Source organism: Shewanella oncorhynchi, assembly GCF_030848765.1.
GTDB lineage: Bacteria > Pseudomonadota > Gammaproteobacteria > Enterobacterales > Shewanellaceae > Shewanella > Shewanella oncorhynchi.
In genome coordinates, this window is the sequence record NZ_CP132914.1 from 908,747 (window position 1) to 931,833 (window position 23,087).

21 protein-coding genes are annotated in these 23,087 nt (G+C 46.1%); 12 read left to right on the plus strand and 9 right to left on the minus strand.

Going from position 1 to position 23,087, the window contains the following annotated elements; all coding sequences use genetic code 11:
* Positions 1-46: 46 nt before the first annotated feature.
* Positions 47-751 (minus strand): DNA/RNA nuclease SfsA, encoded by a 705-nt coding sequence (gene sfsA / locus RA178_RS04155; RefSeq protein WP_306684662.1) that lies wholly within the window; start codon positions 749-751, stop codon positions 47-49.
* Positions 752-939: 188 nt separating this feature from the next.
* Here sfsA and pepB point away from each other — a divergent pair, with 188 nt between their 5' ends.
* Together pepB and RA178_RS04165 are read left to right on the plus strand one after the other, a co-directional pair.
* The gene (pepB, locus tag RA178_RS04160; RefSeq protein WP_306684663.1) at positions 940-2,232 is read left to right on the plus strand and encodes an aminopeptidase PepB; all 1,293 of its coding nucleotides are present in this window, start codon (positions 940-942) and stop codon (positions 2,230-2,232) included.
* A gap of 205 nt (positions 2,233-2,437) precedes the next feature.
* On the plus strand, positions 2,438-2,947 hold the full coding sequence (locus RA178_RS04165; protein WP_219252224.1) for a GNAT family N-acetyltransferase: 510 nt from the start codon (positions 2,438-2,440) through the stop codon (positions 2,945-2,947).
* 729 nt (positions 2,948-3,676) lie between these two features.
* Here RA178_RS04165 and RA178_RS04170 read toward each other — a convergent pair.
* From RA178_RS04170 to RA178_RS04180, 3 genes are all read right to left on the minus strand, one after another.
* Positions 3,677-4,564 carry a phosphoribulokinase gene (locus RA178_RS04170; protein ID WP_011847692.1) on the minus strand — a complete coding sequence of 296 codons (888 nt, stop codon included), beginning with the start codon at positions 4,562-4,564 and terminating at the stop codon, positions 3,677-3,679.
* A 90-nt stretch (positions 4,565-4,654) separates the two neighbouring features.
* Positions 4,655-4,900, minus strand: coding sequence for a YheU family protein (locus tag RA178_RS04175; protein WP_173246707.1), 246 nt, complete (start codon positions 4,898-4,900; stop codon positions 4,655-4,657).
* Entirely contained in the window at positions 4,884-5,927 is a 1,044-nt protein-coding gene (locus RA178_RS04180) for a hydrolase (protein ID WP_306684667.1), read from the minus strand. Before RA178_RS04180 ends, RA178_RS04175 begins: the two co-directional genes overlap by 17 nt.
* Before the next feature lie 188 nt (positions 5,928-6,115).
* On the opposite strand from RA178_RS04180, the gene RA178_RS04185 reads away from it, so the two are divergent.
* The 3 genes from RA178_RS04185 to RA178_RS04195 all read left to right on the plus strand — a co-directional run bounded on the left by RA178_RS04185 (position 6,116) and on the right by RA178_RS04195 (position 8,749).
* A complete protein-coding gene (locus RA178_RS04185; RefSeq protein WP_105251529.1) occupies positions 6,116-6,622 on the plus strand; it encodes a TAT leader-containing periplasmic protein in 507 nt (168 codons plus the stop codon).
* 69 nt (positions 6,623-6,691) lie between these two features.
* Complete coding sequence (locus RA178_RS04190; protein ID WP_263201775.1) at positions 6,692-8,287, plus strand: GMC family oxidoreductase; 1,596 nt, start codon at positions 6,692-6,694, stop codon at positions 8,285-8,287.
* Between the two features lie 51 nt (positions 8,288-8,338).
* Complete coding sequence (locus RA178_RS04195) at positions 8,339-8,749, plus strand: GFA family protein (RefSeq protein ID WP_306684670.1); 411 nt, start codon at positions 8,339-8,341, stop codon at positions 8,747-8,749.
* Positions 8,750-8,828: 79 nt separating this feature from the next.
* Here the strand turns inward: RA178_RS04195 and RA178_RS04200 are convergent, their stop codons facing one another.
* Together RA178_RS04200 and RA178_RS04205 are read right to left on the minus strand one after the other, a co-directional pair.
* Positions 8,829-9,290: a TIGR02444 family protein gene (locus RA178_RS04200; RefSeq protein WP_263168353.1), complete on the minus strand. Its 462-nt coding sequence runs from the start codon at positions 9,288-9,290 to the stop codon at positions 8,829-8,831.
* Positions 9,291-9,344: 54 nt separating this feature from the next.
* Entirely contained in the window at positions 9,345-11,258 is a 1,914-nt protein-coding gene (locus RA178_RS04205; protein WP_306684672.1) for an ABC transporter ATP-binding protein, read from the minus strand.
* Positions 11,259-11,511: 253 nt separating this feature from the next.
* Here RA178_RS04205 and RA178_RS04210 point away from each other — a divergent pair, with 253 nt between their 5' ends.
* Positions 11,512-11,715 carry a YheV family putative zinc ribbon protein gene (locus RA178_RS04210; RefSeq protein WP_012088350.1) on the plus strand — a complete coding sequence of 68 codons (204 nt, stop codon included), beginning with the start codon at positions 11,512-11,514 and terminating at the stop codon, positions 11,713-11,715.
* Between the two features lie 239 nt (positions 11,716-11,954).
* Here the strand turns inward: RA178_RS04210 and RA178_RS04215 are convergent, their stop codons facing one another.
* Positions 11,955-12,080 carry a hypothetical protein gene (locus RA178_RS04215; protein ID WP_306684674.1) on the minus strand — a complete coding sequence of 42 codons (126 nt, stop codon included), beginning with the start codon at positions 12,078-12,080 and terminating at the stop codon, positions 11,955-11,957.
* 436 nt (positions 12,081-12,516) lie between these two features.
* Here RA178_RS04215 and RA178_RS04220 point away from each other — a divergent pair, with 436 nt between their 5' ends.
* The 5 genes from RA178_RS04220 (at position 12,517) to RA178_RS04240 (ending at position 18,972) form a co-directional block, all read left to right on the plus strand.
* Positions 12,517-12,981 carry a DUF6985 domain-containing protein gene (locus RA178_RS04220; RefSeq protein ID WP_259585183.1) on the plus strand — a complete coding sequence of 155 codons (465 nt, stop codon included), beginning with the start codon at positions 12,517-12,519 and terminating at the stop codon, positions 12,979-12,981.
* A 124-nt stretch (positions 12,982-13,105) separates the two neighbouring features.
* On the plus strand, positions 13,106-14,533 hold the full coding sequence (locus tag RA178_RS04225; RefSeq protein WP_306684677.1) for a hypothetical protein: 1,428 nt from the start codon (positions 13,106-13,108) through the stop codon (positions 14,531-14,533).
* 475 nt (positions 14,534-15,008) lie between these two features.
* Positions 15,009-15,896: a pirin family protein gene (locus RA178_RS04230; protein ID WP_306684679.1), complete on the plus strand. Its 888-nt coding sequence runs from the start codon at positions 15,009-15,011 to the stop codon at positions 15,894-15,896.
* 337 nt (positions 15,897-16,233) lie between these two features.
* Entirely contained in the window at positions 16,234-17,610 is a 1,377-nt protein-coding gene (gene dbpA / locus RA178_RS04235; RefSeq protein WP_011847678.1) for an ATP-dependent RNA helicase DbpA, read from the plus strand.
* 288 nt (positions 17,611-17,898) lie between these two features.
* Positions 17,899-18,972 (plus strand): hypothetical protein, encoded by a 1,074-nt coding sequence (locus RA178_RS04240; protein WP_306684681.1) that lies wholly within the window; start codon positions 17,899-17,901, stop codon positions 18,970-18,972.
* Between the two features lie 196 nt (positions 18,973-19,168).
* On the opposite strand, the gene RA178_RS04245 is transcribed toward RA178_RS04240, so the two are convergent.
* Positions 19,169-20,713 carry a DEAD/DEAH box helicase gene (locus RA178_RS04245; RefSeq protein WP_168822533.1) on the minus strand — a complete coding sequence of 515 codons (1,545 nt, stop codon included), beginning with the start codon at positions 20,711-20,713 and terminating at the stop codon, positions 19,169-19,171.
* Positions 20,714-21,346: 633 nt separating this feature from the next.
* On the opposite strand from RA178_RS04245, the gene RA178_RS04250 reads away from it, so the two are divergent.
* Positions 21,347-22,393: a DUF3626 domain-containing protein gene (locus RA178_RS04250; RefSeq protein ID WP_306684683.1), complete on the plus strand. Its 1,047-nt coding sequence runs from the start codon at positions 21,347-21,349 to the stop codon at positions 22,391-22,393.
* Positions 22,394-22,528: 135 nt separating this feature from the next.
* Here RA178_RS04250 and RA178_RS04255 read toward each other — a convergent pair whose 3' ends face one another.
* Entirely contained in the window at positions 22,529-23,047 is a 519-nt protein-coding gene (locus tag RA178_RS04255; RefSeq protein ID WP_263178635.1) for a type II secretion system protein, read from the minus strand.
* Between the last annotated feature and the right edge of the window lie 40 nt (positions 23,048-23,087).

Sequence of the window (23,087 nt, forward strand, 5' to 3'; positions counted from 1 at the left end):
TATGTTCGCTAATTCAAATGAAATCAAATTTAACTCAGCCTTAACATCATACTCGTACATCGCAGGCTTGGGCTAGGTGAATCTCTGTAGGGGAGATTTTACAGCGATAGGCTAGCACTTCAACGCCGGATAATACAGCCATTTTCAGTAACTTAGCATATTCAGGGTCGATATGTGCTGCGGGGGCAACACTGAATATTTCACTGTGCTGCACCACAAATAGCAATACGGCTCTATGGCCTTGGCTCACCATGTGCATCAATTCACGTAAATGTTTTTGACCGCGTAGGCTCACAGCATCGGGAAAATAACCTTGGCCATCTTCGAGCAAAGTACAACTTTTGACTTCTATATAACAGGCGGGTTTTTGAGCACCCTGTAGCAGGATATCGATGCGACTATTTTCATCACCGTATTTAACTTCACGGCTGAGGCTGTCATAACCCGTGAGCTCCTTGATGATACCTTTATTGATGGCTTCTTCGGCTAAGGTGTTCGCCTGACCCGAGTGGATACCGATTAAGCCTGCATCTGGCGTGGTCATCAGTTCCCACGTATGGGCATATTTACGTTTAGGGTTATCAGAGGTAGAAAACCACACTGTTTCACCGGGATACAGGCAATTACGCATAGAACCCGTATTGGGGCAATGCAGAGTGATCTCACTGCCGTCGCTTAACTGCACATCGGCCAGAAAACGTTTATAGCGGCGCAGTAAAATGCCCTGTTGTAGTGGCGGAGTAAATTCCATAGGTAGACCTATCTCGGCTGTTCTAGGTCGCAAAGCCTAGCAAATTTCGCAAATGTTTACAGATTTTACCTGAGTAACTTCAGCCAATCGCTTTGCGTCATCGCCTGCTAGCAGTAAACTGCCGCCATAAAGTTTGTTCTGATTGCTGATTGATTGTTCTAAAACGAATCGAAAAATAAGGATCCCTAATGAGTGAACTAAAAGTAACTGAATTGATGAAAGTGCAATTAACTAAAGAAGCACCCGCCGCGCACTGGGGCAAGGCTGATGTGACTTATATTGCCGATGGTGCGCAAATTCATTTAGCGGGTGGCGATGAGCTGCGTCAAATTCAAATGGCGGCCCGTAAACTGCGCAGTCAAGGTATTAGCAGTGTGGAATTAGCTGGGCAGTTTTGGGATCTCAATAGCCAATGGGTGTTTGCCCAAGGTTTCGCGACGGCAAAACCTGGTTATCAAATCCATTGGTGTGGTGATGAAGCTGTGCAAGCAGAATTGCAACGTCGACTCGATGTGGCAACCTTTGCCCGTCAACTGATCAACGATACGCCTGAAAACCTGTCGCCAGTGAAGCTTGCCCAACAAGCAGCAAAATGGTTGGCTGACGTTGGTGGCGACAAGGTAAGTTATCGGATTATCGAAGGCGAAGCGCTGCTTGAAGAACAGTGGATTGGTATCCATGCCGTCGGTCGCGGCAGTGAGCGTCCACCGGCAATGTTAGAGTTAGACTTCAACCCATTAGCCGCCGATGCACCCGTGTCTGTGGCGCTTGTGGGTAAAGGGATTACCTTTGATTCTGGCGGTTACAGCATCAAGGCTTCTGAAGGCATGTTAGGCATGAAATGCGATATGGGCGGCGCGGCGACTGTGACTGCAGCACTTGGTTTAGCGATCAAATCTGGCCTCAACAAACGCGTTAAACTCTTCTTATGTTGTGCTGAAAACTTGATCAGCGGCCGCGCCTATAAGTTAGGTGATATTCTGACCTACAAAAATGGTGTAACAGTTGAAGTGGTGAACACAGATGCGGAAGGGCGTTTAGTGTTGGCCGATGGCCTACAAGCCGCTTCTGCTACAGGCGCACCTTTTATTATCGATGCAGCGACCCTTACAGGCGCCGCTGTGATGGCGGTGGGTTCTAACTACAACGCGATTTTCTCGCCACAGGCGGATGTGTTGCAACTGGCCCAGCAAAAAGCCACTAGCGTTGCCGAGCGCGTATGGCCGCTGCCGCTGGATCCTTGGCACAAAGAAATGTGTCCATCTGCCTATGCTGACACAGCCAACAGCCGCGCAATGAAAGGCGGCGGTGCAGGTGGTGCTTCTAATGCAGCTGGTTTCTTATGGCGTTTCGTGTCACCCGAAGCTAAATGGTTACACGTGGATTTAGCAGGCGCTTTTGAAGATTCAGCTTCTGCCATGTGGGGCGCGGGTGCAACGACCCATGGCGTATTGACTATTAGTGAATTGATTAAAGGCTAAGCCTAGCTAGTGAATTGGTTAAAGGCTAAGCCTAGCGCTAAGACTAAGTCAGATATGTTAGCTAAGATCCATTAAGGTTCTGTAGCTTTGATTAAACCGCCTACGGGCGGTTTTTTATTGGTTGAAAGATTAGAACACTCGTTTACTTGGCGTTTTAGCGGCTTCATGGCATGTTATGGCTGAGCATTTTTAATCGGGAAACATGATGATAACGATACGAAAAGCGACGAAAGCGGATGCTCAGGCCTGCTGGGATATCCGCAATGCGGCCATCAATAAAGGTTGCGCCGGATTTTATGATGCGGGCGATCTGGTGATTTGGACCGAGGGCGAACTGACCGAGCAATTTAGTCGTATCGTCGATGCACATTTTTATGTGGCAGAGTTGTCCTCTAACGAGTCGCAGCTTAAGACTGTGGTCGGCACTGCCATGTTGGATGAACCCTATGCCCAGTTAGAAGCCTTGTTTGTTTCCCCCGATGCTATGGGGTTAGGAGTTGGTAAAGTGCTGCTGCAATTTATTGAAACTATGGCTTTTAATCAGGGGATTGCCCAGCTCAGATTAGAATCAACTTTAAATGCGGTGGATTTCTATCGCCACTGTGGTTTTGGTGGTGAGGGTTTAGAGGAGGAATCTATCTACTGTTCGCCCAGAGGAATAGCCTTAGAGTGCATGGTGATGTATAAAAATCTAGGGCGGTCTTTGGCCTGCTAGGGCGCAGCAAAAAACGCTGCTGCTAGAATCTAGGGCGTTGCTTTGCAGCTGCTAGAACGCCGCGTTGCGGCTACGGATAACGGCACGCAGCAAACTGCTACAGAACGTCACTTTTTGACTTACGATTTATGCAACGGACTTTGCTCTTACGGTGAGCGCAGCGTTCTGTGAGTTTACGAACGTTCTGTTTTCCTAGAATCTAAAGCCTAGAACCTATTTTCTGAGAGGTTGTTGACATACTCAAGGAAATCGACAGAGCAAGTATGAATGTGGAATTAACTCTGAGATTTAGAGTTTAAGCTAAGGTTGCTGACATATTCGAGGGAATCAACAGATCAAGCATAGATGTGGAATTCATTCTTCATAAAAGGTTGCTGACATACTCAAGGAAATCAACAGATCAAGTATGGATGTGGAATTAACTCTGAAGACTTAAAGTTACGTTAAAAGGTTGCTGACATACTCAAGGAAATCAACAGATCAAGTATGGATGTGGAATTAACTCTGAAGACTTAAAGTTACGTTAAAAGGTTGCTGACATACTCAAGGAAATCAACAGATCAAGATGGGGGAATTAACTCCCAAGAGTATGCCAACTATCGTTCTTTCGCCTGAAATCCCGATGCCGACAAGATTAGCGCTAGTGGCTTAAATAAAACTTAATCCATTGCCAAAAAAGACTTTATTTCCTTAGCCTTTAGTCAAACTTGCCCACAAATCCTCAAGGTTTCAGTTCGCTTCTGGGGTATTAAGTTGTTGACGTTTTTCCATCAAATCTTTAATCAAAGGCGTGAGGATCAGCTCCATCGCCAGCGACATTTTGCCGCCGGGGACGACGAGTGTGTTGACCCGTGACATAAATGAACCTTGGATCATATTGAGGTAATAGGGGAAGTCGACATTATTGATACCGCGGAAGCGGATCACCACAAAGCTCTCGTCTAAGCTCGGAATATCTTTGGCACTAAATGGGTTAGAGGTATCGACCGTCGGTACTCGCTGAAAGTTAATGTGAGTACGGGAGAACTGTGGCGTCATGTGCTTAATATAGTCGTCCATACTGCGCACAATTGATCCCATGACTTTTTCACGGCTGTGGCCACGTTCCGAAGTATCGCGGATAATTTTTTGGATCCATTCTAAGTTGACTATGGGCACCATGCCGATCAGCAAGTCCACATGCTGGGCGACATTGGCATCACCAGTAACCACACCGCCATGTAAGCCTTCGTAGTAGAGCATATCGGTATTTTCAGGTAGTGGTCGCCATTGGGTAAAAGTGCCAGGCATCTGGTTAAAAGGCACTGCCTCATCGAAGGTGTGTAAATAGCTGCGGGTCTCACCTTGGCCTGTGGTGCTGTAATCGCGAAAACATTGCTCTAAACGAGCAAAGTTATTAGCCTCTGGGCCAAAATAGCTAAGATTGCGGTTTTCAGCTTGGGATTTGCGGATCATGACTTCCATTTCGGCGCGGGTAAAATGATGAAAACTGTCGCCTTCGACAAAGGCGGCGTTGATCCCGAGTTGGCGAAAAATATGGCTAAAGGCAGTCGTCGTGGTGGTGGTTCCCGCGCCTGATGAGCCTGTAACTGCAATAATGGGATGTTTTGCTGACATTTTTTCTACCTAGCTAGGAACCAAAAGAGCCGCTTATGGGGAAGCGATAAAAATGCGAGTACTATTTATACGGTACAGAGGTAGGACTGGTCAATCTTGCTGCTGTGCTATTTGTTCCGCTGAACGTATGGCGAAGGATTCATCGTCTTCACTGTACTCTAATTTCAGCTTACCTTGCTTAAGTGCTTGTTGACATTGGACTATCGCCTGAGCAAGCTCCTGTTCATCGAGACTGGCAAAGCTGCCATCCTCCACTTGACCGAAGAGATATTCGCGGATCACATTGGCGAGCGTTTCCTTGGGGAGTTGTAACAGGGTTTCATAGGGAATGAGCATCGGTGCTTCCTTGGGGAATATTGTCGCTGTTGATGGGGTCTACGCTAAGTTTGCCAACACTTTGATCGCCGAGTAAAAAGTGTAAAATCCGTCGCTCAAGATAAAAGCGCGGTTTCCAAGGTGTACCGCCCTCGATAAAGCCAACATGACCGCCATAGGGATGCAGTTCGTATTCTACATAACCCGATAATTGGTTTGTCTGGGGGATCACTTCATCGGTCATAAAGGGATCGTCCTTGGCATGGATGATAAGCGTCGGTTTAGTAATGCGGCTGACAAAGGGTAAGCCACTGGCACGCGTATAGTAATCGTCGACGCCGTCAAAGCCGTGCAATGGCGCTGTGACTTTATCGTCAAAATCATAGAAGGTATTTAAACGGTCGACCTGCAACTGGCTCAGCGGCATAGAGATGGCTAAGTCGGGATCGTTCAGCTTATGGCTGATTTTTTGCTGCAACTGTTTGATTAAATAGCTTTGATATACCTTCGAAAAACCATTTTCTAAACGTTTTGCGCAGGCGGACAATTGCAGCGGCGCCGAGACAACCACTGCGCGAGCTAATAAACTGTCATCCTGATATTCGCCCTGATACTTAGTCAGTACATTGCCGCCTAAACTGTAACCTACGGCTAATAAGGGCGATTGCGGATACGCGCTTTTCAGTGTCGATAGACTAAACTGTAAATCGTCCGTGTCACCACTGTGATAACTGCGCGCGAGGCGATTGGCCTCACCCGAACAACTTCTGTGATGGTGCACGACGGCTGCGAGTTGCTGTTCTTTACAGGCTTGCAGTATCCGCCTCGCATAATGGGACTGAGCACTCCCTTCTAAACCGTGGATGATCACCATGATCGGTTTGCCAGACTGTGGAACATCCTGCCAATCTAAATCGATAAAATCGCCATCGGGTAACTCTAAGCTCTGCCGCTGTAATGCTGGTTTGGCCACTTTAGTGAATACGGGTAAAATCGTTTGTATATGGGGACTCTTGGCCCACCAAGGTGGCATAAAGGAATTTGGCATAGATGTTTATCTTGGTATCGGCTATTGCTGAAAATTAAAACGTGTGTTTAATTTATACCCAAACCAACTCAAAATGCTGAAATTCGTATTTTGAGGTCGCTTGGGTATAAACTCGCGGCCATTGTAGCACAATTGTTTTTTATGCTGATATTTAGGCCGACATTTAGGTTGATAATTAGGAGATAGAGATGAAGCGACGAACCTTTATAATGGGTGCGTTTGCCGGTACGGCGGCGTTAGCCTTAGGGGTTAATCTCTATTCTCCTGAGTTTAGTTTGCCCGAGGATAGCGAAGGCAAAGATTATCGTTTGTTGTTTAGCGTGCTTTTGCCTGTGATGCTCGACGGCGCCTTGCCTGATGTGGCCATCCATAAGTTGGCGGCGCAAAACCGCACTTTAGATGCCATCAAACAGTCGATTGCTGTGTTACCCGATGAGCAGCAAACCGAGTTATTTGAACTGCTCGATATGCTCGAAAATCGTCTTGGTTTACTGGTACTCACCTCGAGCATGACGCCGCTATTGATGCGCTCTCCCGCCGAGTTAACTGATATGTTAGAAACCTGGCGCCACAGTTATTTTGCTTTGTTACAAACGGCTTATCTTGGATTGCGGGAATTAGTGATGGCAAGTTACTACGCTTGTCCTGAGCACTGGAGCCGCCTGCATTATGCCAAGCCTGAACTGTTCAAATAGCGAGTCCATTTTTAACCTAATCAAACGCCGAATAATAAGCATCTTACCCGCGACAGTGGAGCACTCAAGTTGGCAATCATAGATCCTATAGTGAATGGTTTAAACTCTGGTTGGTTGCACACTGATGCGAGCCAATTGCAAGAAAACCAGCAGTTTGAAGCTGATGTGATTATTGTCGGCACAGGTGCTGGCGGCGGTGTGGCGGCTGAAATCCTCACCCAAGCTGGGTTGAGCGTGATCATGATTGAGGCGGGACCGCTAAAATCCTCCAGCGATTTTAATATGGAAGAGCGGGTCGCTTACCCCAACTTGTATCAACAAGCTGCGGCGATGAAAACCGCCGATAAGGCGATCGGGATTTTTCAAGGCCGCGCAGTCGGTGGCTCAACCACAGTTAACTGGACCACTTCTATTCGCACTCCGACCGAGGCGTTAGCTTTTTGGGCGCAACATAAGTCGGTTGCTGGGCTTAATCGCGAGAGTTTAGATCCTTGGTTTGAGCAAATGGAACAACGGCTCAACATTCATGAATGGAATTATGAGCCTAATCGCAATAATGCCGCCCTGAAGCAAGGTTGTATCAATCTTGGCTGGGAATACACTGTGATTAAACGCAATGTGGCGGGTTGCTGGAATACCGGCTATTGCGGAATGGGTTGTCCGGTCAATGCGAAGCAATCTATGTTAGTCACTACGATTCCCGCGGCACTTGAGAAAGGCGCGCAGCTGATCAGTCGCGCTAAAGTGACTAAGATTGAGCACCATAATGGTCAAGTGTTTGCGTTAAAGGCGCAGGCGCTGGATGTGAATTTACGACCCACTGACGTTGAGCTGTTATTTAAGGCTAAACATTATATTTTGAGTGCGGGTGCTATCCATACACCGACGATTTTGATGCGTTCGCAAGTGCCCGATCCCCACCAACTTTTGGGTAAACGCACCTTTTTACATCCTACTTTGTTATCCGGCGGCGTATTTGCCGATTCGATCAATGGCCATAGCGGTGCGCCGCAATCTATCTATTCCGATGAATTTGTGTGGAACAATGGCGCCGATGGTGAGCTGGGTTATAAACTCGAAGTGCCGCCGGTGCATCCGATTTTAATTGCCTCTAAAACCTTAGGATATGGTACAAGTCATGCTGAGTTAATGTCACAATTCAATCAGTTGCAAGTGACTATCGCTTTGATCCGCGATGGCTATCATCCCGACAGTCAAGGCGGTGAAGTACACTTAACGGATAAGGGTTTTGCTTTAGATTATCCGCTGACCGATGCCTTTTGGCGGGCCGCGAGACGCGCTTTTGCCAGTATGGCGGAGTTACAATTCTCGGCGGGCGCCTTAAAAGTGTTGCCGATCAGCGATGGTATGCCTTACTTGTCCTCGTGGAAAGACGCCAAAGAGAGCATTGCGCAGATGTCACTCGCGCCACTGCGCACTATCGTCGCATCGGCGCACGTAATGGGTGGTTGTCCCTTCGGCGAAGATGAAAAGCTTTCTATGGTCAACAGTTATGGTCAGTCGCACTATTTAGAGAATTTATCTGTAATGGATGGCTCTATCTTCCCGACCAGCCTTGGCGCTAACCCGCAGCTGTCAATTTATGGCATCACGGCACGTAATGCTACCGCACTCGCACAGAAGCTCACTGACGGTAAAGCCTGATGTTATCTTATCAAAATGCAGCTTAGCTTGATAAAGCTTGATGGGGTGTGAATGTCTGAAAACATATTACGGGAAGGTGGTTGCTTATGCGGCGCGATTCGTTATCAGATTGAAGGTGAACCCTTTGATGCGGATTATTGCCACTGCCGTTCATGCCAAAAAAGCACGGGATCTGCATTTGGGGCTTGGATGGATTTTAAACTCAGCCAAGTGATTTGGCTTAAAGGTCAGGTGACTGAGTTTGCATCGTCCGAGTTTATTCGCCGTGGATTTTGTGACCAATGCGGTACATCGTTAACTTACCGACATACTCAATATCCCGATTATTTGACCTTGAGCATAGCGAGTCTGGACGATGCTAACCAAGTTCAGCCTAAGTACCATATTTATACTGAGAGTCAGCTGAACTGGTTGGTGATCAAGGATGACTGTGAACGCTATCCGCAAGGCCGCAGCCGTTAGCGGCTCAGATGATCATAGCGTTAATTTGATTGAGTTTGAGCTAACATGGTTGAGCTTGTTTTAACTTGATTAACTTAGATCAGGGCGCAATGAGGCCGATTTCGTTGGCGTCAATGTCACTGAGTCCAAACAGGCTTAAGTAGCTCACTAGATTTGTCGCTTGGCCGCTTGGGCTGAGTTCATTGAGTTTATTCAAGATGGTTCGCTGCGCTTTACGTTCCATCATCAGCTCAACGGCGAGCATCTGCTGATACTCTTGCTCATTCAGGCTGGACTTAGCCAGTTTGCGTAATTTGCGGTAGGGCATGAGAAACCTTTCATCCCATTCACCCACAGCAGTCATCAGTGTTTGCCATTGGTCCGTGCTGTATTGCTGCGGCCCAGACACATCCATAGTGATATCTAAATATTGTGCCAGTAGCAGTAGATTGACGTTCACCTGACAGCTATTTTGCAATTCGAGACAGAGCGCTTTGTTTTGCGCATAGCTCATATCACACCATTGCCAGAGTTGACTGTCGAACTGGGTTAAAACCGCCATACTATTTCCTTGTATTGCCGCTGCTACTGACTTTTATGTAAAAGAACGCTGGAGTTATTGTTGCTCCATGACCTCTTGCTCCATTGCATCTATCTCTTCTTGCAACTCGAGCCATTGCATTTCACTGTCTTCTAAGGTTTGCGTCAAGCTCGTTCGCTCGGTTAATACCGAGGTTAGCTTGGCTTTGTTATCTTGATCATACAATTCGCTATCGGCCAGCAAGTGTTCTAGCTCGGCGAGGCGTTCGCTCAGCTTTTGTTGCTCGGTTTCTAACTTAGTTTGTTTGCGCTTGAGCGGCGATACCTTTTGGCGGATTTCGGCCTCGAGGCGTTTTTGCTGTTTTTTATCGGCGGCAGGTTTGATCTCGTCGCTGGTGCTGTTTTGATTCGAGTTGGCTTTCGCCGCATCGAGCAACCATTGGTGATAATCGTCTAAGTCACCGTCGAAGGCGCGCACTTCACCTTGATCGACCAGATAGTAATCGCTACAGGTTAAACGCAGTAAATGCCTATCGTGCGAGACGACAACCATAGCACCTTCAAAGGTTTGCAGTGCCATTGTTAGGGCGTGGCGCATCTCTAAGTCTAAATGGTTGGTGGGTTCATCGAGCAGCAATAGGTTTGGGCGTTGCCAAACTAATAGTGCTAACACTAAACGGGCTTTCTCGCCGCCAGAAAAGGGGCGTACAGGTGAGAGCGCCATATCGCCGTTAAAACCAAAACCGCCTAAGAAGTTGCGCAACTCTTGCTCTCTGGCATTGGGTGCAAGACGCACTAAATGCTGCATCGGCGTATCGTCGAGGCGCAAAAATTCGATTTGATGCTGGGCAAAGTAACCGATATTGACGCCAGGGTTAGGTTCATACAAACCTGTCATTGGCGATAATTGACCCGATAACAGCTTGATTAATGTCGATTTACCCGCGCCGTTACGGCCAAGCAAACCAATACGCGCACCCGGTACTAAGTTTAAATGCACCTTGCTCAGGATTGGCTTATCGCTATAACCGATAGCGACTTGCTCCATCTTAATCAGCGGATTGGGTAGGGCTTCTGGAGCACGAAACTCCATATAAAAGGGGCTATCGGCTTGAGACGGCAACAACTCAGTCATGCGCTCTAGCGCCTTTAAGCGGCTCTGCGCTTGTTTGGCTTTACTCGCCTTATAACGGAAACGGTCAACGAAGGACTGCATGTGCGCACGTTCTTTTTGTTGGCGTTCGAAGGCAACCTGTTGTTGCGACATACGTTCGGCACGAATGCGCTCAAAGGCACTGTAATTGCCTTTGTAGAAATTGAGTTTTTGATTTTCAACGTGGACGATTTCATCAACGATTTCATCGATAAAGTCCCTATCATGGCTGATTAAAATCAGCGTGCCTTGATAGGACTTAATCCAACCTTCGAGCCAGTACATGGTATCTAAGTCCAAGTGGTTGGTTGGTTCGTCGAGGAGCAATAAGTCAGAGCGGCACAGCAGCGCTTGGGCTAAGTTGAGGCGCATACGCCAACCACCCGAAAAGCTTTTTACTGGATTGCTTTGCTCGGCTTCACTAAAGCCCAGACCCGCTAACAATGAACCCGCGCGCGAATGAATCGCATAACCGCCGATAGCGTCGATTTTGCCGTGTAACAGCGCGATGGCATTGCCGTCGTTCTCTTCTTGGGCCTTGTGTAATAGGGCTTCTAATTGGCGATATTCGCTATCGCCATCGATCACATATTCCAGTGCCGAGACGTCGAGCGCAGGGGTTTCTTGGGCCACAGTGGCAATTTGCCAGCCAGAAGGCAGACTAAATTCACCTTTATCTAGGCTTAAGTGACCTAAAATTAATGCGAGCAGTGAGGATTTGCCTGTGCCGTTAGCACCGACTAAACCGACCTTATGGCCGGGATAAATCGTGAGAGAGGTCTCATCTAGCAGGGTTTTGCTACCACGGATTAATTGCGCTTGGTTGATGCTGATCATTGACTACAACTTGGTTAGAACGTGAATTCGTCAGGGCACAGATAATAGCGTACAACCCAGTTTCAAACCACAGCCTGACCCGATAACTCGGACAATTATTCGACTTTTCAGGACGATCTTGAGCGAATCGCATCACATTGGCTTAAGGCCTCATACTTTCAGGTAACACTGGCATTCAATCATCAGTGTGGCAAAATAGCGGCAATTTCTTCGGCCGAGTCCCTTGGCCCTGCTATCTGGTCCTTTATCTATTATGACAAACACTAAAATCAAAAAGCGTTTCGTAGCCGGTGCTAAGTGCCCAAAATGCAGCGCCAAAGACAGCATTTTACTCTACAAGGAAAACGGCATCGAAACCGTTGAATGCACAGAGTGTGACTACCGTGAACAGCAAACCGATGAAAAGGTCACTGAAAAAGCCACCGGCGCAGTGATCGGCGTGTTTAAACCGGATTAGGTTGAAGATTTAATTCATCAAAGTTAGTTTCGTAAAAGATTCACAACATGTGCAGTGTCGATTGGCAATATTGCTCCAGTGACATGCCGCCTATTGTTTTTAAAATAAGCTTCCCTGAGGGCTCAACGGTGGCATTCATGCCACCTACGGTCACTTCCGTAATAATGCCAATCCTAACCAACCCTCTCGCTGCCCGTTCTGCGAAAAAGCTATGGCCCCAAAGCAAGATAACTTTGTTGTCAGTTTGCAGCATAAATTGTCATTGTTTCCCCTGTGACTCGCCATAAACTCGTCCCTGAGGGCTCGACGACGGCATCCATGCCGCCAACGGTCACAGTTTCAACAATGCCAATCTTAATTAACACTTCTGCTGTTCGATTAGCTAAAAAGCTATTGCCCCAAAGCTTGCTAGCATTTATTTAGTGAAGCGAAAACTGACGAATGAATTGCCCTACAAAATCTCATCCATTTACCTAGTGTTTGGCCCTACCGTAAAGCGACTAACAATGTATGGGTGTACAGTCGTATTTAAATTTAGATGCTTTTGAGTGTTTTTAAACTCATAAGTTTGCGCGTTTATCCATCCTAAAATTAATAAAACCCTTTAAAATCATTTGCATATACTTTTCCAAAATTAGTTAATAGGTTTGAAAAACGCGCATGCGCGTTTTTCCGGATAGTGTATTTGATAAAAAGCTGATAAATTCTTTGTATACAGGTAGTTAACTGTGCGCGTTTCACTGGTCTAATGAGGTAAACGCGCATGCGCACTAATAAAATATTAGGCACCAAGGATAGTACGTGGAAATAATCAGAAATATCGAGTCGGGTGAGTTTGGAATAGAGGGCGAGGTCTTCTTTCGTCGCTTCGATAAATTTATTGCGTTATCAATTGAAGATGACAATATCGATTTTGCCGAAAAGTGTGCAAATTACTTGAATGAGCTATCGGATGATGTCGTTGATAGTGTATGTGAGGCTTCTATCAGGTATTGCAATAGTTTCCTTGAAGCAATTGGTGAATTACCAAAAGCCTTTGATAAACCATCAGATGTCCTGGGTTTAATTTATCCAAGTGTTTTGTTGGTGCCATACCCGGAAAATGAGAGTGAGCCCGTAATTCATATGGAACTAAATTGTGAGTGGGAGCCAGAGCATGGCATGGAATGGGTTATTCGAGGTAATAAAGTGCTTTATGTAGGTGCTTTCAATGGCGAAGATCCGTGGTCTGACTTTAGTCAAAAGGAAACTTGGAACTATGCCTAACAAATCAAAGCACGCGGACTTGGTAAAGCTGTCACCTTTTTTGTTCCAAAAAAGTCGCCAACTTCACCAAGCCGGTGTTTGAGGCGTTAGGTGAATCTTATAGTTCTGCTGATATTGGATAATTATGATAGAAGAATTTTTAGAGCGAATTGAAGAAGTTGGCTTTAGCGTTACAAGGCGCAATAAAAATCAAATTTTCATAGGGTTAGATTGTTGTCCTCAATGGAGAATATTCCTTGAGGATATTGATGATGAAAAACTGTTTCCAGTTTTCTACTATCGACAGCAACGAATAGAAGAAGTTACTGATCTACATGCAATTGTGCCAACAGTCTTTACCGCTATTGCAAAATCTAGAGGACTGAGTTCATTTCGATTTCTAGGTGAACATAATGATTTCAGTGAAATCGAAGACGAATTATATGGGATGTATTGGTTTCCAGCTCAACCTTTAAATGAACGAATCAGAAAAAACAGTAAACAAGACTTTGAGTGTTTCTTCAATATCTTAATGGCTCTCTATATGTTCCATATGTATCAAGGAAATATCTTGGGTGCTGTTAGCTATTGCCCAGATGATTTCTCTTTTGACTCTCCTGAACTCAGTGTTTGGGTAGACAAAATAAGAGATTTTATTGGTGAGGATGAATCTTACGTAGCCAATATCCGTATGAATCCTGACTGGCTATTTTTTCGCAGCTTTTCTGGCGAGTTTTCAGTGTTTAAAAGTACACATATATCTGGATTACTTAAGGAGATTGCTGCTAAAAATGATACTGCGGAGACGATAATCGGAGTTACCTCAAATGTTGAAATCATAAATGACATACGCACAACCATTTCATTTAAAGATGAGGAATTTGCTAAAGATCTTCTTGTAGAGTTAGGGGATGTATCAGATTTAAAGGTTATATCACAAGAAAATCAGCTTCTGTTTATTAGCAACCATCATGTGGTAATTAAGTACACTAACTGTGGTTTAGAGTCTGTCGCAGAAGAAAAAGAATTGATTAGACTTCGTCAACAAAAAGAGATTTCTCTACTATTTGGTGACCAAAAGTTTGAATGGAACATTATTGATCGGCAAGCCAGTGGAGAATTTGAGGATCTAATTCTTGAACTTCTAGATCGTGAACCATGGGTCTTTTCTGTTAAGAAAGTAGCCCCCACGAATCAGGGTGACAATGGTCGAGATTTGATTTGTGAATACAATATGCTCCACCATGAAAATCGAGTTTCTAAAGGAGCTGAATCTATCAAACTCGGAAAAATGATTATTCAGTGTAAAACAAATTTAAAACACTCTAAGACTACTTCAATTGGTAAATCTGGTGTAGACATGCCAAGTACGTTATTTGATTATCGACCTGATGGTTATATGTTGGTTGTAAATACCCAAACTACACGTGATTTAACAGAAATGTTAGAACGTCAAAGAGATAGAAAAGAGCAGAATGCAATACTTTGGTGGAATGCTTTTGATGTTGAAGATCGGTTACGCAAATATCCGGATATTTTAGCTCGTTACCGTCATATAGTAGGTTATGCGTAATTCACCTAGCAAGCACTTTAAACTAAAAAAAACAGTTGGTTACGTTTCGCTCCACATTGTAGCCAACAATTTTTGTCCGCTTAAGTGGGCGTTACCCATAGAAATCTTAATCCGAAACTGACGAGTTAAAATTAAGTTTTTAACTCGGAAATGTCCAAAAGTGTGTTGCGTATATCTTTTAAATCTACAGGTTAGGCTAATGCCAAAAAGTGAGTCATGGTGATTAGCGAGACGACCGTCCGCCCCATGGGCGGACTGGCTGCGAGTCGACGAGTAAATGCCATGGCAAACCTGTGTGAGTGGATATCAACAGCCTACCGTTCTATTTTTTCGAATGTTTAGGCCGTGATTTCGCGTTATTCTTTTGTAAACTTCCTTGTTATTCTGCTTCCATCAGCAAAGCGTTTGCGTCTTGTGTTAGCCGCAGTATTTTGGCGTTTCACGCACCGCTTTGCTCAACCGATAGGAGAGCGCAATGAAAGTATTAAGTCAGTTTTCCGCCAAAGCCGCGATGGATGGCGATGGGGTCAATATTCGCCGTGTCGACGATTTTGTGACGACTAAATTTGATCCTTTCTTGATGATCGACGAAATAAAATCTGATGATGAACAAGATTTTATCGGCGGCTTCCCTGCACATCCCCATCGCGGGATGGAGACCTTCACTTATATTCGTAAGGGCGGTTTTGAGCATCGTGACCAAATGGGTAATGTAAAGGCGATTCGTGCCGGCGATGTGCAGTGGATGAGTACAGGGTTCGGGGTAGTGCACTCTGAAATGCCGCTGGCCGATGCGGTTGATGGTCTGCATGGATTCCAAATTTGGGTCAATATGCCCGCCAAAGACAAGCTGCGTCCAGCTAAGTATCAAGATACTGCGGGTAGCGCGAGCGTTGAAGTGGCCAATGACACGGGTGCTAGCTTAAAAGCCTTAGCGGGTGATTGGGGCTTTGAAGATCAACCGCTTATTAGTGCAGCTATTCAAGGGTTAGCGGGCGAAGCAGCCATTGCTGATTTAAGTCTATCGCCAAATGCTGAGGCCACGCTTGATTTGTCTCAACATGAGTTTGTCGCCTTGTACTTGTACCAAGGTGACTTATATAAAAGCGATTCGAGTAAAGGCGAAGATTCACAGTGGTCATCTGCTTCAAATCAACATCATCAGGGCGAGTTTTTAGTGCTCGATAGCCAAAGTGTGCTTAAGTTTAAAGCCGATGAGCGCGGCGCTGGGATGTTACTGTTTGCGGGTAAACCTATCCGTGAAAAAATCGTCCAGATGGGTCCCTTTGTGATGAACACCCAAGCGGAGATTCAGCAGGCGATTCGCGATTACCAAGAAGGGCGTTTCGGCCAGATCGCGTAATTTGTTAAATCTGTCGCACTGAGCTAATTCTAAATCCAAGCCAATTTAAGTTTAAGCCCTGTATTCCTACAGGGCTTTTTTGTTGCTGTTCACGCAAGCTATGTCTATTGCTTAAGGACTTGAGGCAAAAGCCGCGCTTTGTTGCTACAATAGCCGTGCTTTTGGGTTGAGCGAGCCTAGAGCTTAAATCTAAACTCAAGCTAGCCCAAAGCTAACCTGAATCTTGATAGACCAGTTAAATCGATAAGTAACGCAATTTCAGTAACCTAGCAGCCGCTTCGTTACCCACCACAGGATATTCACCTTGAGCAACTCTGATACTAAGCCTAATCCATCAATGGCTTTTTCGACTCTTAAGCTAAAACCCGAACTGCTTGAGAACCTTTCTTCTATGGGCTACAACGAGATGACGCCAATTCAGGCGCAAAGTTTGCCACCCATTTTAGCGGGGCAGGATGTGATAGGTCAGGGTAAAACTGGCTCGGGTAAAACGGCCGCCTTCGGCTTAGGATTACTGAACAAGTTAGACGTTAAACGCTTTCGCATTCAAACCTTAGTGTTATGCCCAACCCGCGAGCTGGCCGACCAAGTGGCGCAGGAAATCCGTACTCTTGCCCGTGGTATTCATAACGTTAAAGTATTGACACTTTGCGGCGGCGTGCCTATGGGGCCACAGGTTGGCTCGCTGGAACACGGCGCGCACATTATTGTGGGTACGCCGGGTCGTATCGTCGATCACTTAGATCGCAATCGCTTAGATTTAAGCAATCTCAACATGTTAGTGCTCGATGAAGCCGATCGCATGTTAGAAATGGGCTTCCAACCCGCCCTCGATGCGATTATCGAACAAGCGCCACGTGAGCGTCAGACGTTGCTATTCAGCGCGACGTTCCCTGAGCAAATTCAATCGATTGCTAAGCAAATCATGTATGACCCAAGCATGGTTAAAGTTGAAGGTAATCACGACAGTTTAAGCATAGCCCAGCATTTTTATCACTTAGACGATGATAAGGCGCGTATGCAAGCGCTGCAATTATTGTTGTTAGAACATAAGCCTGAAAGCGCAGTGGTGTTCTGTAACACTAAACGCGAAACTCAAAAAGTGGCCGATGAGCTCGAAGGTTTAGGCTTTAGCGTATTGGCTTTGCACGGTGATTTAGAGCAAAGAGACAGGGACGAAACCCTGCTGCAATTTGCTAATAAGAGTGCCTGTGTATTAGTGGCGACTGACGTTGCCGCCCGTGGTTTAGATATCGATGCGCTGGATGCCGTGTTTAACTATCACGTTGCCTACGACACCGAAGTCCACATTCACCGTATCGGTCGTACTGGCCGTGCGGGCAGTAAAGGCGCCGCTTATACCTTCTATAACGACCAAGACGGTTACAAGATTGCCTTGTTAGAAGAGTATTTAGAGCGCGAAATTACCAGCGAATCACTGCCATCTGAAAGCCTGCTCGGCAACACGCCTGCAGCGCCAACCATGATCACTTTGCAGATCGATGGCGGTAAGAAGGAGAAACTGCGTCCAGGGGATATCTTAGGCGCGCTGACGGGCGAAAACGGTATCGAAGGCTCACAGGTGGGTAAAATCCAAGTGACCGATTACCGCGCCTATGTGGCCGTTAATCGTAAGGTTGCCAAGAAAGCACTGAACAAAATTACTGGCGGCCGGATCAAAGGAAAATCTTACCGCGCTTGGCCAATGAAGTAAGTTTGGCCTAGCTTGAGTTGAATCGTACCTCGATTTAATTCGCTCTATTTTTAAAGGGAATAAACTCAGGTTTATTCCCTTTTTTGTTGGGTTTTATAGCGGTAGTCACTACACCTTTGTGTCTACTTCACCGCGAATCTTATTGGGCGATTAAGTAACACTTTGTATTTGTCTGCTTAATTGATATGCCCCTCAGCTTGCCTGTGTTAGAAGTGATTCTGAGTAAAAAATAAATGAGCGGATTAACGGCTTTGTCAGGTGATAGGGCTGCATCGGTTTGGAGTATTTATGTTTCGATGGACTATTTTACTAAGCATCTTTTTGAGCGCAGCGAGCGCTGCATCAATTCTGCCAGAGCCGCAACCTGAGTCTAAGTCAGAGCCGCAACCGTTACAGCACTTTATCTACATTAACCATCGTGAGGCTAACGGAGAAAACATTCGTGCCGACAAGGCGCTGCGCGATCCCCGTTTTGGCGGTGCGCAGATTGTTTATACTTGGCGCTGTTTAGAGCCTAAGCAGGGCGAATATGATTTCAGTGCGATTAGGGCCGATATTGCGTATCTCGATTCGATAGGCAAAAAATTGTGGATCCAGCTGCAAGAGAAATCCTTTACGCCCAGAGTCAATGTGCCGCGTTATTTGCTCGATGATCCGATTTATCAAGGCGGTGTGTTGAAGCAAAGCATGTTGAGTGCACCAGAGCGTGATCCCAATAAACCGGTGACGGATGATGAGTATGGCTGGTCAGCCAAAATGTGGGAGCCCTCAGTGCGTGCGCGTTATCAACAATTGGTGCGTCAGCTTGGCCAAGAGTTTGATGGGAAAATTGCGGGCATTAACTTTAGTGAAAGCTCAATTGATGTGGGGACTGAAAACGCCGATGGAACGACCACCTTCCCCAGTGATTTTAATCCTAAAGCCTATATCGATGCGATTGGCGAGAATATGCAGGTATTAGCTGAGTCATTTCAGCATTCAACCGCTATGGTGTATTTGAACTTTTTGCCAGACGAATGGCTGCCATGGAATGACAAAGGCTATATGCGAGGCTTATTTGCGCAAGCCAAATCGCTCAACATAGGTGTGGGTGGCCCAGATCTGATGCCTTACCGTAAAAGTCATATGGCACAAAGTTATGCCTTTATTAAAGAGTACCCAGCGACACTGGTGAAAGGTATGGCGGTGCAAGACGGTAATTTGCGGCAGATTAATCCTAAAACGGGTAAAAAGAATACTGTGCCTGAGCTGCTGGATTTTGCGCAAAATTACCTAGGCTTAGACTACATTTTTTGGGTTGAAGATGAACCTTATTTTACGGATGAAGTCCTGCAGCAGTTGCCAGATACAAAGGCGAATTAACTTAGGTTGCCGTTTTAGGCTGTTTTTAAGGCAGTGATTGTTCAAGCCGATTATTGTTCAAAGCGTAGATAACGAGCTAAGCATCGATAAAGACAAACTAAGACAAACAAAAACGCCCAATTCCATACGGAGTTGGGCGTTTCTGTTTAGGACTTAATACGACTAAATCGCTAAGCAAGTTCGCTTAGCTTTTGCATTAATCCTGTGAATGTCTTGGACGACTCGCACCGTTATTTGGGCGACGGGTGTTTTTCTTTGGGCCATTGGCGTAAGGATTCTCACCCGCTTGGCCACGATTCTCGCCAGCACCTGAACGGCTTTCAGTTGGACGACTAGCGCCTGCGCTATTGGCTCGGCCATCGTTTGAACGTGGTGGACGAGGCTTGGCATCACTGCGGGGTGCGCTACTGGCTTCGCCGCTGTGTCTTGGATTCTTGTCGTTTGGCTTGTGACCGCGCGCGACGTCACCGCTGCGTTGACCATCTTTATGCTCGGCGCTTCTTGGGGCACCATCGCGTGAGCTAGGTTGGTTTGAGCTGCGGGTATTTCTACGGCTTGGTACTGATTTACCGCTACTTTTCCCGCCGCCACCCAAACGTGATTCTGGCAATTCATGGTTAAAGCCTTCAACCATTTCTCGGTCTAATACGCGATTGATTAAACGCTCGATATCGTTCAGCAGTTTGATTTCTTCGTTACTTACCAGTGACACGGCTTGACCCGATGCGCCAGCGCGGCCAGTACGGCCGATACGATGCACATAATCTTCTGGCACGTTCGGTAAGTCGAAGTTAACCACTTGTGGTAATTGGTCTATGTCTAAACCGCGGGCGGCGATATCGGTCGCAACCAGTACGCGAGCTTGACCATTTTTAAAGTCGGCTAAGGCTTTAGTACGGGCGGTTTGGCTCTTGTTACCGTGGATAGCGGCGGCTTTGATACCTGCCTCTTCAAGGCTTTTCGCCAGACGGTTAGCGCCATGTTTAGTGCGCGAGAATACCAATACTTGTTGCCAATCGTTTTGCTTGATGAGTTGGATCAAGAGTGCCGATTTTTGGCTCTTATCAACTGGGCAAACCCATTGTTTTACTGTGGTCGCCGCCGCGTTACGTGGCGTGACCGAAATTTCGACTGGATCATTGACTAGGCCTTTGGCCAGCTCACGAATTTCATCGGAGAAGGTGGCTGAGAACATCAGGTTTTGACGTTGCTTAGGTAAAATGGCCAAAATTTTACGGATATCGCGGATAAAGCCCATGTCGAGCATACGGTCGGCTTCATCTAACACTAAGATCTCAAGCTGGCTGAATTTCACCGCTTTTTGATTATATAGATCCATCAATCGACCAGGCGTGGCGACTAATACGTCGACACCGTGGCGCAATTTAGCAATTTGTGGATTGATAGGCACGCCACCAAATATCACCGCTGAGCGCAGTGGCAAATTCTTACCATAGGTTTCAACACTTTCTGCAACCTGAGCTGCCAATTCGCGTGTCGGAGTTAACACTAATGCGCGCACTTGGCCTGCTTGGGCACGGTTACCTTTACTCAGGAGTTCGAGCATAGGTAGGGTGAAACCTGCTGTTTTACCTGTTCCTGTTTGGGCGGCCGCCATCACATCTTTGCCTTGAAGCACAGCGGGAATTGCTTGAGCTTGGATTGGCGAAGGTGTGTCGTAGCCTTGTTCGGCAACGGCTTTAAGTATCGGGGCCGATAAGCCCAGGGAGGTAAAACTCATAGATTGGTCTCTTGTGGCAACACTGTGCTGCATTTATGGTCAATAGCCAGGTCTGCTGGCGGGCGTGCAGCTTACAGGATCAGGGCTTTAAGTGCCATCTAATAAAGGTTTTTGGGCTGGGTTTCATTCATATTGGCACATAAATCGCTTGTCGGCGGCTTTCACTCGGCCTCGCTTATCTTTTAGGCGCAAGTTTAGATGGCAGAGTTTGAGGTTATGGAAGTTAATTGATTTCAAGGAATAAGATGACTATTAGGCTTATTTCATAATATCAATTGAAGTCATAGGCATTTTTTATCTAGAGTTAGAATGAGTTAGCGGTAGATCACGCTACAATAATGAGAGTGGTATAAACTAAAGTCGATTGGAGTAGAATTGATCAATGACGCAATTGGTTTAGCTATCTGTTCAGTTCGTGATTGATGTTATTCGCTGAATTTTTAACAATGAACCGAGCGAAAGAATTATTGAGTGTTTTCACGGTCACGTTTAACTGAGTCATTCATGTTTAACTTAGTCATTTAGATGGAGTGGCTTAAGAGCAGTTCTCTGCATGCTTGCGATTTATCTCACGTTTATTTTAGGATGAGGCATTGTGGGAACGGTTAAACGCCTCTCATTTATAGGTGGATTATGACAGCGATACAGCATATTGAACGCCTTGCACGAGGACGCAGTGAACAAGCCGTTGCTGTGATTAAAAATGTGCAGCAGATGTCAAATATCCCCATGCATGAGATGCAACTCGCGCTTAAACAATTGCTCAACTGTGGCCGAATTGCGCTGCATTTTCATCCCGATAGAATTGATAGCCGTGGTATGACGGTTGCCGAAGGTTTACTGCGCGATGGTCAATACCGCAGCCAGTTTGAGACCCATATTTCTAATGGTCAGTTGTCACCTGAGTTAGGTGGCCCACGGGATCATTGGGAAAATCAGCTTTTTGGGGATGTATACAAGGGCACTAAATCTCGACCTAAATACGGTGCACTCGATCTGGGGATGTGGCAGGACGGTCCCGCCCCACGTTTTGGAAGCTGTTATTTTTTGACTCATACGAGTGCGATGGCGCGCTCAACCTTTAGTTATCTCGACTCGTATCGTAATCCGAAAGAGAAGGGCACACTGTCATGTTTCGATGATATTTTAGCGGCGCTGTTGACTGAGAGTTTTGAGCGTCACTATGCCTTAGGTAAATCCGACTTTAAGCCGCTGAATGTGATCCATTATTTTGGGCATCAGCTCAATGCTTCCTTGCTGTCACGTTTCGAGCGGCCGCTATCGAATAATCTTGACCATTATATAGAGGCGCAGATCCATGGCGATGTTTCCCTCGATGAAGATATCGCCATGCTGGTGGCGGACCCCAGTTTTAAGGGGACTGATATTGGCGCAAGCTTAAGTAAAATTTGCGATAAATATGATATTGAGCTGCAATATCATGGTGGCTTTAGCCTGCATACGGCGCAGATCCCCAGTGATTTCCGTGGGCCAACTATGCCATCGCTGGCTAATCGGATTGCCATAGAAGACAGAGTTGATGCCTATGCCATAGGCGTGGCGGCGCGGGATTTATACCATTCCCCCCAGCATTGGCGTGAGCGCGGTAATCGTGCGCAAGTCGCCCATGAACTTAAGTTGCTCTGGCATGTGCTAGTGAAATACGGTGGAGTGCAATAAGCGCGAACTCTTTAAAAATGCTTAATTGTAAACGTAAGCATTAACAACAAAATGAGTTTAGGGCGTAAATAAAACAGCGAGATAACATCAGGTTAACTCGCTGTTTTTCTATAGATATTTTATCGTTAAGGTCGCCTAGCAACCAGTGTCGACTTTTTTATAAGTGGGGACGCCCGTTGTCTCCCATTTATAGTCGATATAACAATTTGTCGCTTCGACTTGCGCTTCTGTGGGCGTGGCAAGGTTCAGTTTTTGCTTTGGTGTGGCGATAACTTCATAGGTGCCGTTGGTGGTGTAAATTCGATAGGACCACTCATTCACATTTAGCCCTGCCGCTTTAAAAATTTCTGGCGGAGTCGTGTAAGCCGTACTTGGCGTTATACCGCTGGTGCTGGCAGCCCAAGGCTGATAGTTTTCGCCACGGATTTCGTCGTAAACGACTCTATTCGTGGTGCCGCTGTTAGTAATTTCCGACTTTGATTTGAATAAAGTGACGGCGGATTTCATCGAAGCCAGTGCACCTGATAGCTGACTCTTATAGGCATCTGATTGTAAATTAATGAATTTAGGCGCAGCTACTACGGCTAATACGCCAAGAATAATAATAACCACAACGAGTTCAATCAGGGTGAAACCAGCATTTTTATTTGGCATAGATAGAGGACATTTAATACAAAGAGCTTCATGCTACCTA

Excerpts from the sequence above, each read along its gene's own strand:
- RA178_RS04250 (WP_306684683.1), top strand. The coding sequence starts at position 21,347 with ATGACAGCGATACAGCATATTGAACGCCTTGCACGAGGACGCAGTGAA.
- RA178_RS04225 (WP_306684677.1), top strand. The coding sequence starts at position 13,106 with ATGATAGAAGAATTTTTAGAGCGAATTGAAGAAGTTGGCTTTAGCGTT.
- RA178_RS04170 (WP_011847692.1), bottom strand. The coding sequence starts at position 4,564 with ATGTCAGCAAAACATCCCATTATTGCAGTTACAGGCTCATCAGGCGCG.
- pepB (WP_306684663.1), top strand. The coding sequence starts at position 940 with ATGAGTGAACTAAAAGTAACTGAATTGATGAAAGTGCAATTAACTAAA.
- dbpA (WP_011847678.1), top strand. The coding sequence starts at position 16,234 with ATGGCTTTTTCGACTCTTAAGCTAAAACCCGAACTGCTTGAGAACCTT.
- RA178_RS04195 (WP_306684670.1), top strand. The coding sequence starts at position 8,339 with ATGTCTGAAAACATATTACGGGAAGGTGGTTGCTTATGCGGCGCGATT.
- RA178_RS04175 (WP_173246707.1), bottom strand. The coding sequence starts at position 4,900 with ATGCTCATTCCCTATGAAACCCTGTTACAACTCCCCAAGGAAACGCTC.
- sfsA (WP_306684662.1), bottom strand. The coding sequence starts at position 751 with ATGGAATTTACTCCGCCACTACAACAGGGCATTTTACTGCGCCGCTAT.
- RA178_RS04165 (WP_219252224.1), top strand. The coding sequence starts at position 2,438 with ATGATAACGATACGAAAAGCGACGAAAGCGGATGCTCAGGCCTGCTGG.
- RA178_RS04205 (WP_306684672.1), bottom strand. The coding sequence starts at position 11,258 with ATGATCAGCATCAACCAAGCGCAATTAATCCGTGGTAGCAAAACCCTG.
- RA178_RS04200 (WP_263168353.1), bottom strand. The coding sequence starts at position 9,290 with ATGGCGGTTTTAACCCAGTTCGACAGTCAACTCTGGCAATGGTGTGAT.
- RA178_RS04240 (WP_306684681.1), top strand. The coding sequence starts at position 17,899 with ATGTTTCGATGGACTATTTTACTAAGCATCTTTTTGAGCGCAGCGAGC.
- RA178_RS04180 (WP_306684667.1), bottom strand. The coding sequence starts at position 5,927 with ATGCCAAATTCCTTTATGCCACCTTGGTGGGCCAAGAGTCCCCATATA.
- RA178_RS04245 (WP_168822533.1), bottom strand. The coding sequence starts at position 20,713 with ATGAGTTTTACCTCCCTGGGCTTATCGGCCCCGATACTTAAAGCCGTT.
- RA178_RS04185 (WP_105251529.1), top strand. The coding sequence starts at position 6,116 with ATGAAGCGACGAACCTTTATAATGGGTGCGTTTGCCGGTACGGCGGCG.
- RA178_RS04255 (WP_263178635.1), bottom strand. The coding sequence starts at position 23,047 with ATGCCAAATAAAAATGCTGGTTTCACCCTGATTGAACTCGTTGTGGTT.
- RA178_RS04230 (WP_306684679.1), top strand. The coding sequence starts at position 15,009 with ATGAAAGTATTAAGTCAGTTTTCCGCCAAAGCCGCGATGGATGGCGAT.
- RA178_RS04210 (WP_012088350.1), top strand. The coding sequence starts at position 11,512 with ATGACAAACACTAAAATCAAAAAGCGTTTCGTAGCCGGTGCTAAGTGC.